Raw genomic sequence first — 12500 nt, 5'->3', positions numbered from 1 at the left:
AGCTATCTCCAGGTTCGATTGGCATTTCACCCCTACCCACACCTCATCCCCGCACTTTTCAACGTGCGTGGGTTCGGGCCTCCATTCAGTGTTACCTGAACTTCACCCTGGACATGGGTAGATCACCTGGTTTCGGGTCTACGACCACGTACTCATGCGCCCTATTCAGACTCGCTTTCGCTGCGGCTCCGCATCTTCTGCTTAACCTTGCACGGGATCGTAACTCGCCGGTTCATTCTACAAAAGGCACGCCATCACCCGTTAACGGGCTCTGACTACTTGTAGGCACACGGTTTCAGGATCTCTTTCACTCCCCTTCCGGGGTGCTTTTCACCTTTCCCTCACGGTACTGGTTCACTATCGGTCACTAGGGAGTATTTAGCCTTGGGAGATGGTCCTCCCGGATTCCGACGGAATTTCACGTGTTCCGCCGTACTCAGGATCCACTCAGGAGAGAACGAAGTTTTGACTACAGGGCTGTTACCTTCTATGGCGGGCCTTTCCAGACCTCTTCATCTACCTCGTTCCTTTGTAACTCCGTACAGAGTGTCCTACAACCCCAAGAGGCAAGCCTCTTGGTTTGGGCTAATCCCGTTTCGCTCGCCGCTACTCAGGGAATCGCATTTGCTTTCTCTTCCTCCGGGTACTTAGATGTTTCAGTTCCCCGGGTCTGCCTTCTCATATCCTATGAATTCAGATATGGATACCACTCCATTACGAGTGGTGGGTTTCCCCATTCGGAAATCTCCGGATCAAAGCTTGCTTACAGCTCCCCGAAGCATATCGGTGTTCGTCCCGTCCTTCATCGGCTCCTAGTGCCAAGGCATCCACCGTGCGCCCTTTCTAACTTAACCGTTAAAAAGAATCACTATGTGATATCTTGTATTACTAATTGAATGTGATGTCTACTGTTATCTAGTTTTCAAAGAACACGTTGGTGGAGCCTAGCGGGATCGAACCGCTGACCTCCTGCGTGCAAAGCAGGCGCTCTCCCAGCTGAGCTAAGGCCCCATTATATAAGATGGTGGGCCTGAGTGGACTCGAACCACCGACCTCACGCTTATCAGGCGTGCGCTCTAACCAGCTGAGCTACAGGCCCATCTTAACTTATTCAAGGAACAAAGTTCCTTCAAAACTAAACAAGACAGGGAACGTTCTGTTTATAAGACCCAAGGTCTTATATTCCGTATAATATCCTTAGAAAGGAGGTGATCCAGCCGCACCTTCCGATACGGCTACCTTGTTACGACTTCACCCCAATCATCTGTCCCACCTTCGGCGGCTGGCTCCTAAAAGGTTACCTCACCGACTTCGGGTGTTACAAACTCTCGTGGTGTGACGGGCGGTGTGTACAAGGCCCGGGAACGTATTCACCGCGGCATGCTGATCCGCGATTACTAGCGATTCCAGCTTCACGCAGTCGAGTTGCAGACTGCGATCCGAACTGAGAACAGATTTGTGGGATTGGCTTAACCTCGCGGTTTCGCTGCCCTTTGTTCTGTCCATTGTAGCACGTGTGTAGCCCAGGTCATAAGGGGCATGATGATTTGACGTCATCCCCACCTTCCTCCGGTTTGTCACCGGCAGTCACCTTAGAGTGCCCAACTGAATGCTGGCAACTAAGATCAAGGGTTGCGCTCGTTGCGGGACTTAACCCAACATCTCACGACACGAGCTGACGACAACCATGCACCACCTGTCACTCTGCCCCCGAAGGGGACGTCCTATCTCTAGGATTGTCAGAGGATGTCAAGACCTGGTAAGGTTCTTCGCGTTGCTTCGAATTAAACCACATGCTCCACCGCTTGTGCGGGCCCCCGTCAATTCCTTTGAGTTTCAGTCTTGCGACCGTACTCCCCAGGCGGAGTGCTTAATGCGTTAGCTGCAGCACTAAGGGGCGGAAACCCCCTAACACTTAGCACTCATCGTTTACGGCGTGGACTACCAGGGTATCTAATCCTGTTCGCTCCCCACGCTTTCGCTCCTCAGCGTCAGTTACAGACCAGAGAGTCGCCTTCGCCACTGGTGTTCCTCCACATCTCTACGCATTTCACCGCTACACGTGGAATTCCACTCTCCTCTTCTGCACTCAAGTTCCCCAGTTTCCAATGACCCTCCCCGGTTGAGCCGGGGGCTTTCACATCAGACTTAAGAAACCGCCTGCGAGCCCTTTACGCCCAATAATTCCGGACAACGCTTGCCACCTACGTATTACCGCGGCTGCTGGCACGTAGTTAGCCGTGGCTTTCTGGTTAGGTACCGTCAAGGTACCGCCCTATTCGAACGGTACTTGTTCTTCCCTAACAACAGAGCTTTACGATCCGAAAACCTTCATCACTCACGCGGCGTTGCTCCGTCAGACTTTCGTCCATTGCGGAAGATTCCCTACTGCTGCCTCCCGTAGGAGTCTGGGCCGTGTCTCAGTCCCAGTGTGGCCGATCACCCTCTCAGGTCGGCTACGCATCGTCGCCTTGGTGAGCCGTTACCTCACCAACTAGCTAATGCGCCGCGGGTCCATCTGTAAGTGGTAGCCGAAGCCACCTTTTATGTTTGAACCATGCGGTTCAAACAAGCATCCGGTATTAGCCCCGGTTTCCCGGAGTTATCCCAGTCTTACAGGCAGGTTACCCACGTGTTACTCACCCGTCCGCCGCTAACATCAGGGAGCAAGCTCCCATCTGTCCGCTCGACTTGCATGTATTAGGCACGCCGCCAGCGTTCGTCCTGAGCCAGGATCAAACTCTCCGATAAAAAGTTTGACTGACTACGCACATCGCTGTGCGATTTATAAAAAATGAATTAACAGGTACGTTTTGTCTTGTTTAGTTTTCAAAGAACTTTGTGTGCTTCTCTCGAAGCGACTACTTAATAGTAACATTTTTAGTTAACTAGGTCAACACTTTTTTGAAAAAGTTTTTACTAGTCATGATTGTTACGTTTGCGTCTTTTAAAAGACAACAAAAATGATTATACCATAATTTTTAAGACTGTAAAGAGGAATAAAACAAAAATGCGCAGCTATTTTAGCTGCGCTTTTTCTCACACTTCTTCTTGTTCTTCTTCATTCTCATCTTCTTCGTTTTTCTCTACTAAGGCCACTGTAGCAACATGTTCTTCTTCTGCCATTCTGATGAGACGCACACCTTGAGTGACACGTCCGGTGATTGAGATATCACTGATGTCCATTCTAATGAGTACGCCGCTGGCTGTAATAATCATTAGATCCTCTTCACCTTTAGTAGCTTTCACTGCTACTAGTTGGCCGTTGTTCTCGGTGATTTTTGCTGTTTTGAGTCCTTTTCCGCCCCGGCTTTGGGTTCTGTACTCTTCAGCCGGAGTTCGTTTTCCGTATCCTTTTTCAGTTACGATAAGAACGTGTGATTCTTCCTCTAATATCTCCATGCCGACAACAACGTCGTCATCTGTCAGGGTGATGCCTTTTACGCCTGCCGCAGTTCTTCCCATCTCCCGGACATCTGTTTCAGGGAAACGGATCAGTAAACCGTTTTTCGTTCCGATGATGATTTGTTTTGTACCATCAGTCAGACGTACACCCATCAGTTCATCATCCTCACGAAGACTCAAAGCGATTAGGCCATTGTTGCGGATATTAGCGAATTGAGACAGCGAAGTTCGTTTTGAAACCCCGTGCTTTGTTGTGAAGAAAAGGTAAAGCTCCGCATTGAATTCCGTGACTGGAATAATCGCGTTGATCCACTCACCCTTTTCTACTTCCAGCAGGTTAATAATCGGGATTCCTTTTGCTGTTCTGCCGTATTCAGGGATTTCATACCCTTTTGCACGATACACTTTTCCCTTGTTTGAGAAGAAGAGAATCGTGTCATGAGTTGACGTAGAGATCAAATGCTCAACGAAATCATCTTCGTTTGTTCCCATTCCTTGTACACCTTTACCGCCTCGTTTTTGACTGCGATAAGTTGATGCAGGAAGACGTTTGATGTACCCGTTGTGTGTCAGAGTGACGACGATATTTTCTCTCTCAATGAGATCTTCATCTTCAATTGTCTCTAGTCCAGAAGTGACGATCTCAGTACGTCTTTCATCGTTAAAACGCTCTTTGATTTCCGTGAGTTCTTCACGAATAATCTCAAGCACTTTATATTCATTTGCCAAGATGTCTTTTAGCTCTGCAATTAATTTAACAAGAGATTGGTATTCTTCTTCGATCTTTTCACGTTCCAGTCCTGTTAAACGCTGGAGCCTCATATCAAGGATCGCTTGTGCTTGCTTCTCTGTCAGTGAGAATTGTTCAATTAAACCTGTTCTCGCAATTTCAGCCGTTTGAGAATTACGGATAAGGGAAATAACTGCATCGAGATGATCCAGAGCAACTCTCAAGCCTTCAAGGATGTGGGCTCTCGCTTCCGCTTTACGCAATTCATAGGCAGTACGGCGTCTAATTACGACTTTTTGGTGGTCAAGGTAATGCTCCAGGCATTGCTTAAGAGTTAAAACTTTCGGCTGACCATCAACAAGTGCAAGCAAGTTGATACCAAAAGATGTCTGTAGAGCAGTTTGTTTGTACAGATTGTTTAGAATGACATTTGCATTAGCATCACGTCTAATTTCAATGACAATTCTCATACCTGTACGATCTGACTCATCACGCAGATCTGTGATGCCCTCTATCTTTTTATCCCTAACGAGATCAGCAATTTTCTCGATTAATTTCGCCTTATTTACTTGGTAAGGCAACTCTGTAACAATAATTCTTTCTTTACCTGAAGATGTTTGTTCGATCTCAGCTTTTGCCCGAATTGTAATAGAGCCTCGGCCAGATTCGTATGCTTTCCGTATACCGCTTCGGCCCAAGATTTGACCCGCAGTCGGGAAATCAGGACCTGGAATGACTTCCATAAGCTCTGGAATTGTAATGTCCGGATTCTCACTGACAGCAAGTACACCGTCAATGATTTCTCCCAGCTGGTGCGGAGGAATGTTTGTTGCCATACCTACCGCAATGCCGGCAGCACCGTTCACGAGCAGATTTGGGAACCTCGAAGGCATAACGACAGGTTCTCTTTCTGAACCGTCATAGTTATCCTGATAATCGATTGTGTCTTTTGTGATGTCTCGAAGAATTTCCATCGAGATTTTAGACATTCTTGCTTCTGTATAACGCATGGCAGCCGCTGAGTCTCCGTCAACAGAACCGAAGTTTCCGTGACCGTCAACGAGCATATAACGGTAGTTGAAATCCTGAGCCATTCTGACCATGGATTCATATACCGCTGAATCACCGTGCGGGTGGTATTTCCCGATAACTTCTCCAACGATACGCGCGGATTTTTTATAAGGCTTGTCACTGGTCATGCCCAAATCATTCATTGCATATAAAATCCGTCTATGAACCGGCTTTAAGCCGTCACGAACATCCGGAAGAGCACGGGATACGATAACGCTCATTGCATAATCCAAAAAGGACGTACGCATTTCCTGACTGATATTTATTTCACGAACTTGTGGTGTGTTTTGTTCACTCATTAAAAAACCTCCCTGAAGTATCACATGAAATATGTGGGAGTAGATTGTCCATTATGACCTTCAATACGATTTCACTATTCTCCATTATATCAATAAACTTATGATTATACACATTAAATTGCTAGAATATATAGGTATTGCAAGCATTGCTGCATCTGATCTTGTTTAGAAAAAAGCCTTATTTCTTATTGGAAATAAGGCTTTTTATGATTAGATGTCAAGATTTTTAACGTATCTCGCATTTGCTTCTATGAAGTTTCGGCGCGGTTCTACTTTGTCGCCCATCAGCATTTCGAATGTCTCATCCGCATCCATTGCATCTTCAAGAGTTACCTGAAGCAGCGTTCTAGAGCTAGGATCCATGGTTGTCTCCCATAGCTGGGTAGCATTCATTTCACCAAGACCTTTGTAACGCTGCAATCCAGGCTTAGGTGTTTGAGGAAGCGTTTTTAACAAGTCTTCAAGCTCCTTGTCATTGTACGCATATTCAACACGTTTCCCCTGTTGAACCTTGTAGAGCGGCGGCTGTGCAATGTACACATAGCCATTTTCGATAATTTGGCGCATATATCTGTAAAAGAACGTTAACAGCAGTGTTCTGATGTGCGCACCGTCAACATCGGCATCTGTCATAATGACAACTTTATGGTAACGGGCTTTCTCTAGGTTGAAATCTTCCCCGATACCTGTGCCAAGTGCTGTAATCATAGAGCGAACTTCGTTGTTAGAAAGGATCTTGTCCAGTCTTGCTTTTTCAACGTTCAAGATTTTACCTCTAAGCGGCAAAATAGCTTGGAAATGTCTGTCCCGTCCTTGTTTAGCAGATCCACCGGCAGAGTCACCCTCTACGATATATAACTCGGAAATGCTCGGATCTTTTGAAGAGCAGTCCGCTAGCTTACCGGGAAGGTTTGAAATTTCCAAAGCACTCTTGCGGCGTGTAAGTTCACGCGCTTTTTTCGCAGCCATTCTAGCTCTTGCCGCCATTAAACCTTTATCGACAATTTTTTTGGCCGCATCTGGATTTTCCAGCATAAATGTTTCCATTGCCGCAGAAAATAACGTATCGGTGATGGTCCGAGCTTCTGAGTTGCCTAGCTTTGTTTTCGTTTGGCCCTCAAACTGCGGATCAGGGTGTTTGATTGAAATAATCGCGGTCAGCCCTTCTCTTACATCATCTCCGCTTAGGTTAGGGTCATTTTCTTTAATAAGCCCTTTTTTTCTGGCATAGTCGTTGATAACACGAGTCAGGCCTGTTTTGAAGCCAGCTTCATGGGTACCGCCTTCGTACGTGTTAATGTTGTTTGTAAACGAGTAAATGTTGCTTGTGTAGCTGTCATTGTATTGTAAAGCCACTTCAACCGTAATGCCGTCCTTTTCGCCTTCAATGTAAATCGGCTCTTCATGGACAACTTCTTTAGAACGGTTTAAATACTCTACATAACTTTTAATTCCGCCTTCGTAATGGTACTCGTTTTTACGCTCTTGCCCTTCACGTTTATCTTCGATCGTGATGTTTACGCCCTTTGTCAAAAAGGCTAATTCACGCACGCGGTTGGCAAGCAGATCATAATCATACTCAGTTGTTTCTGTGAAAATTTCAGGATCCGGGACAAAATGTGTCGTCGTTCCTGTATGATCCGTTTCGCCAATGATTTCAAGGTCTGAAACCGGAACTCCGCGTTTATAGGTTTGGCGATGAATTTTACCGTCACGGTGAACCGTCACATCAAGCTCTGTTGATAGTGCGTTCACGACCGACGCACCTACACCGTGTAATCCTCCGGATACTTTATAGCCGCTTCCGTCAAATTTTCCTCCGGCATGAAGCACCGTCATAATGACTTCTACCGCAGGACGGCCCATTTTTTCATGAATACCGACTGGAATACCGCGGCCATTATCTACAACCGTGATACTGTTGTCTTTTTCGATTTGAATATTGATATCTTTACAATAACCGGCGAGGGCTTCGTCAATACTATTGTCGACAATTTCCCATACCAGGTGGTGAAGGCCTTTGCTGTTTGTCGAGCCGATATACATCCCCGGTCTTTTACGAACAGCTTCCAATCCTTCTAGTACCTGTATCTGATTTTCATCATAACTGTTTTGCTGCTGTTCCATAGCCACGTCATTCACCTACACTTTTCTAAACGATATATTCGTGATAAAAAATTTCTAAGAATCTATTTCAAACATAAATTGCGCACGTTTTTTTAATGTGCTGGAAGATAAGGGAGAGTAATATATATTCTGAACCGTGACTACGATAGATTTGGGCGTGCCGTTTACGGAAGGCACCACCTTGTGTTTCTGTTTTTTCAGAAATTCTTCAACAATAGGCGACATGTTGGCTTTAAAGTCAAAAATGCCGACAATATCTCGGGTTGAAACCACAAAGTCATCACCTAAATGAATATACAATTGCTCACCTCATTTCTTCACTTCACTAACGCACCATTTTGCACACGGAACATTCCTGCTTGACGTAAGGTTTCGTGATCAATGCCATCAACGCTTGTCGTTGTGACAAACGTTTGTACACGGCCTTGGATCGTATGAAGCAAGTGTGACTGGCGATAATCATCCAGTTCACTCAGTACATCATCCAATAGTAAAATGGGATATTCTCCGATTTCTTCATGGATCAGGTCAATCTCCGCCAGCTTAAGGGACAACGCCGTCGTTCGCTGCTGTCCTTGAGAACCATACGTCTGCACATCGCGTCCGTTCACATAGAAAAGGACATCGTCACGATGAGGCCCTGACAAAGTAACACCGCGCTCAATTTCTTTTTCTCTTAATTTAGAAAACGCTTCTTGATAGCTATCTCCTATTTTCGACAAGTCTACGGAATCTGATACATCAAGAGCTGTATGGTACTTCAAGGTCAGTTCTTCAAGCCCTCTTGAGATGCCTGCATGGACGGGCTGCGCCCATTTTTCGAGCTGTGCTGTAAACTGCAGGCGTTTTACGACGACTTTTGCTGCAACTTCCACAAGCTGATCGGTCAAAACATCGAGCATCGTCCGGTCTGTTTGTTTTCTTGTTTGCAGCTGTTTTAAAAAATGATTCCGCTGGGAAAGGATTTTCTGGTAAAGAGAAAGGTCATGAAGGTAGACGGGAGAAACCTGTCCGATTTCCATGTCAAGAAACCGCCTTCTCACTTGAGGGCTTCCCTTTACAAGATTTAAATCTTCCGGCGCAAACATAATGGTGTTGAGGGCCCCGACATACTGGCTGAGCTTTTGCTGTTCAATATGATTGACCTTGCCCTTTTTACCTTTTTTGGAGATGACGAGCTGCATCGGGATCGCCCCGTTTTGCTTCATCACTCTTCCCTCTATTTTAGCATAGTCTTTGTCCCACCGTATAAGTTCTTTGTCATTTGATGTCCTGTGCGATTTCGCCATAGACAAGACATAGATCGCCTCCATGAGGTTTGTCTTCCCCTGGGCGTTTTCACCGATGATCACATTTACTTTATTTTCAAATTGAAGTTCAGCATGGTCGTAGTTGCGGTAAGATGTCAGTTCTAAGTTCTGGATATACAATCAGTGTCACCCGCTTTAATTGACGACTTGAAATGAACCAAATCCTTCAATCTCTACCACATCTCCAACATACAGCTTTCTGCCTCGGCGGTTGTCCGGCTCGTTGTTCACAAGCACTTCATGCTCGCTTAAAAACCACTTCGCCATACCGCCAGACTGAATCACATCGGCTAATTTCAAGAATTGTCCGAGTGTAATCATCTCTGTATCAATTGAAATCGGATTTGCCATTATATCGACCTCTTTCAAATATCACTAATATCTAATTGTACTAAAAAAAAACGAATTAGGGAAAGGGAAAACTTGTCGGAGCAGTTGCCGAATAGAAAAGCTGCCGACGGGTCGGCAGCAGTGTATCGGATTAATAGGTTCTGACAGGAAGGATAAGCTGTACAATCGTTTCATCATTCGGCGTGCGAATTAAGAAAGGTCTCATTGCACCTGTAAAGCTTACGCGTATTTCTGCTCCTTCAAGCACCTTTAGTGCATCCATCATATATTTTGGACTAAAAGAGATATTTAATTCCTCACCCTCAATTTGATCCGCAACAATTGCTTCCACAACTTTACCGATTTCAGGGGAGTTAGAAGAAATTTCAATGGATTCAGCTGGTTTTGCGGACAGCTTCACCACGTTGTTGCGTCCCTCTCTGGCTAAAAGAGATGCACGATCAATGGCCTGAAGGAATTCTTTTGTGTTTACAATGATTTCTGTTTTGCTGTCTTGCGGAATCAGACTGGTTGTGTCTGGATAATTTCCGTCCAGAAGCCGTGAGAAAAATAAAACGTTTTTCGCTTTAAACAGAACTTGAGTTTCTGTGATCACAATATCTACGAGTTCCTGATTGTCATCCAAAATCTTGCTGAGTTCAGTTAAACTTTTTCCTGGAATCACGACGTTATAAGATCTGTCTTCTGGAATATCAAGTTTCGCTTTTCTTAAAGCAAGACGGTGACTATCCGTTGCGGTGCATAATAATTCACTTTGTTCCACTTTCCAGTTTACACCTGTCAAGATAGGACGTGTTTCTGAGGTGGACACTGCGAATACTGTTTGTCTGATTAAATTTTTTAACAAATCAGTTGGAATCTGAATCGCATGATGTTCTTCAATCTGCGGCAAGTGAGGATACTCATCAGCATCCAGTCCGTTTAGATTAAATTCGGCTTTACCAGAACGAATAATCGTCAAATACTGATTTTGCACTTCGATTTCTACAGTTGCCATCGGCAGTTTTTTTACAATTTCGCTAAAGAAGCGGGCCTGTAAAACGATACTTCCGGGCTGTTCGATAGTGACGATTTCTTTATCTCCTTCTTCTTTTGGAATGAAGGATTCAATAGAAATATCTGAATCACTTCCTGTAAAGGATACGCCATCATCTGATGCGACAATTTTAATACCAGTTAGAATGGGAATCGTAGTTCTGGATGAAACTGCTTTTAATACATCTTGGACACTTTCAACAAGACGATCTTTTTGAATCGTGAATTTCATTTTTATCCTCCTAACGGATAATGTATTAATATATATATTTTTTTAAAAAATAGTAGAAGTAATAGTAGGGCCTGTGGATTTGTGGATAAGTTGTGAAAAAGACAGGAAACACAGCCTATCCACATGTGGACAGACTGTGTATGACTTCCGAAAAGTTATTCACACTTTCCCCGATTAATCCCCGGTCCTGCTATTTAAGCTGTTCTTTAATTTCTTTTACATGCTGCTGAAGCTGTTCGTCATCTGCCAGCAGTTTTGAAATTTTTTCATGCGCATGAATAACGGTTGTATGATCCCGTCCTCCAAACTCTTCGCCGATTTTAGGAAGAGAGGAATCAGTCATTTCCCTTGATAAGTACATGGCGATTTGACGCGGAAAAGCTACTGACTTTGTCCGTTTTTTTGCTTTGAAATCCTCGAGTTTAATATTAAATTGCTGGCCTACTACCCTCTGAATTTCTTTAATCGTAATGACTTTCGGTTTTGATGAAGGAATAATATCTTTCAGCGCCTCAGCGGCCAGATCAGCATTAATATCTTTATTAATTAAAGATGAGTAAGCAACAACTCTGATTAATGCGCCTTCCAGCTCCCGAATATTGCTGTCGATTTGATTCGCGATGTAAAGCATAACCTCGTTTGGAATATCGAGGCCCTCTGCTTTGGCCTTTTTTCTTAAAATCGCAATTCTCGTTTCCAGATCAGGCGGCGTGATATCTGTAATCAGGCCCCATTCAAAACGTGAGCGCAATCTGTCCTCAAGTGTCGGAATTTCCTTTGGCGGCCGGTCACTTGAAATGACGATTTGTTTGCTTTCTTCGTGCAATGTGTTAAATGTATGGAAAAATTCTTCCTGGGTTTGTTCTTTCCCCGCTAAAAATTGAATATCATCTATCAAAAGCACATCAACATTTCGATAGCGATTGCGGAAGTCGACGGCTTTATTATCTCGGATAGAGTTGATGAATTCGTTTGTAAATTTCTCAGAAGACAGATAAACCACTTTGGCAGAAGGATTATGATCTATTACATAATGGCCGATCGCATGCATTAAGTGTGTTTTCCCTAAGCCGACGCCCCCATAGATAAATAAAGGGTTGTAAGCTTTCGCGGGTGCTTCCGCTACTGCAAGGGAAGCTGCGTGTGCAAATCGGTTTCCAGATCCGATGACAAAAGTATCAAAAGTATATTTTGGATTGAGCATATTTTGAGGAAAATCAGATGTATCTTCTTTGACCGCTTTTTTGACTTGCGGTTTCGGCATAAAGTCCTCAACATCTTGATTTTGAGGAATGACAAACTTAATGCTCAATTCTTCCCCGGTTAATTCATATATAGTATCTGCAATCAGATGCAAGTATCTGGACTCCAGCCAGTCTCTGGCAAATTCATTGGGAGCCGTGATCGTTAAGGTATCTCCTTGCAGTGAGTGGGCTTTGGTTGACTTCATCCAAGTCTCAAAACTCGGTTTGCTCAACTTTTTTTCGATTTGAGCAAGGGCTTGGTTCCACAGGTCTAATATATTTTCCATCTTCCGGCACGTCCCTCCTTTTCATAGAAAATGGCATCTTTCTCTGTTATAGAACACAAAAAAAGAGCAAATGGCGCTTACCATTCGTACACATTAAATGTTGAAAACATATAATATAGTAGATAAATAGCTTTTCGACAAATTTCACAACTTGTGGACAACCTTCTACACAAGCTGTGTGAAATCAATCCACAACTTATCCACACTTTGTGGATAAAGAGGAAAGGTAAGATTAGTAATCAAGAGTTAAAACACAAATATAATACCAAAATAAACGAGAGCTTGCAATGGTTGTCACAATCTTATCCACAAAGCGGACAACCTGTTGAAAAAATATTGTCCACAGGGGTTGGTAATGTGAAAATGTTGTCGATAACCTTTGTGGATATTAAAAAAAGTCGAAAAAGAT

General features: G+C 44.2%; 7 protein-coding genes, 2 tRNA genes and 2 rRNA genes (1 of these 11 running past the window's edge). All 11 read right to left on the bottom strand.

What is annotated here, in order from left to right; genetic code table 11:
- Window positions 1-854, bottom strand: a 23S ribosomal RNA gene (locus tag MY9_RS00055) (it extends 2074 nt beyond the left edge of the window).
- 81 nt (window positions 855-935) lie between these two features.
- Window positions 936-1011 (bottom strand) — tRNA-Ala (locus tag MY9_RS00050).
- 11 nt (window positions 1012-1022) lie between these two features.
- A tRNA-Ile gene (locus MY9_RS00045) sits at window positions 1023-1099 on the bottom strand.
- 102 nt (window positions 1100-1201) lie between these two features.
- A 16S ribosomal RNA gene (locus tag MY9_RS00040) occupies window positions 1202-2751 on the bottom strand.
- The 16S and 23S rRNA genes sit together here with 2 tRNA genes alongside, the layout of an rRNA operon.
- Window positions 2752-3039: 288 nt before the next feature.
- Window positions 3040-5505, bottom strand: a complete 2466-nt coding sequence (gene gyrA, locus MY9_RS00035; protein WP_014662458.1) for a DNA topoisomerase (ATP-hydrolyzing) subunit A — start codon at window positions 5503-5505, stop codon at window positions 3040-3042.
- Between the two features lie 210 nt (window positions 5506-5715).
- Complete coding sequence (gene gyrB / locus MY9_RS00030) at window positions 5716-7632, bottom strand: DNA topoisomerase (ATP-hydrolyzing) subunit B (RefSeq protein WP_014662457.1); 1917 nt, start codon at window positions 7630-7632, stop codon at window positions 5716-5718.
- 54 nt (window positions 7633-7686) lie between these two features.
- Window positions 7687-7932, bottom strand: coding sequence for an extracellular matrix regulator RemB (gene remB, locus MY9_RS00025; protein WP_003219266.1), 246 nt, complete (start codon window positions 7930-7932; stop codon window positions 7687-7689).
- A 17-nt stretch (window positions 7933-7949) separates the two neighbouring features.
- Window positions 7950-9062, bottom strand: coding sequence for a DNA replication/repair protein RecF (recF, locus tag MY9_RS00020; RefSeq protein WP_014662456.1), 1113 nt, complete (start codon window positions 9060-9062; stop codon window positions 7950-7952).
- Window positions 9063-9077: 15 nt separating this feature from the next.
- Window positions 9078-9293 carry a ribosome maturation protein RlbA gene (gene rlbA, locus MY9_RS00015; RefSeq protein ID WP_003219264.1) on the bottom strand — a complete coding sequence of 72 codons (216 nt, stop codon included), beginning with the start codon at window positions 9291-9293 and terminating at the stop codon, window positions 9078-9080.
- A gap of 130 nt (window positions 9294-9423) precedes the next feature.
- Window positions 9424-10560: a DNA polymerase III subunit beta gene (gene dnaN, locus MY9_RS00010; protein ID WP_014662455.1), complete on the bottom strand. Its 1137-nt coding sequence runs from the start codon at window positions 10558-10560 to the stop codon at window positions 9424-9426.
- 190 nt (window positions 10561-10750) lie between these two features.
- The gene (gene dnaA / locus MY9_RS00005) at window positions 10751-12091 is read right to left on the bottom strand and encodes a chromosomal replication initiator protein DnaA (RefSeq protein WP_003242674.1); all 1341 of its coding nucleotides are present in this window, start codon (window positions 12089-12091) and stop codon (window positions 10751-10753) included.
- Window positions 12092-12500: the final 409 nt, after the last annotated feature.

The sequence above is a fragment of the Bacillus sp. JS genome (genome assembly GCF_000259365.1).
GTDB lineage: Bacteria > Bacillota > Bacilli > Bacillales > Bacillaceae > Bacillus > Bacillus stercoris.
The sequence above is the reverse complement of the archived record's forward strand: the minus strand, read 5'-3'. Positions and strand labels throughout refer to the sequence as shown.

Coding starts and splice junctions, on each gene's coding strand:
- dnaN (WP_014662455.1), bottom strand. CDS start 10,560: ATGAAATTCACGATTCAAAAAGATCGTCTTGTTGAAAGTGTCCAAGAT.
- rlbA (WP_003219264.1), bottom strand. CDS start 9,293: ATGGCAAATCCGATTTCAATTGATACAGAGATGATTACACTCGGACAA.
- gyrA (WP_014662458.1), bottom strand. CDS start 5,505: ATGAGTGAACAAAACACACCACAAGTTCGTGAAATAAATATCAGTCAG.
- gyrB (WP_014662457.1), bottom strand. CDS start 7,632: ATGGAACAGCAGCAAAACAGTTATGATGAAAATCAGATACAGGTACTA.
- dnaA (WP_003242674.1), bottom strand. CDS start 12,091: ATGGAAAATATATTAGACCTGTGGAACCAAGCCCTTGCTCAAATCGAA.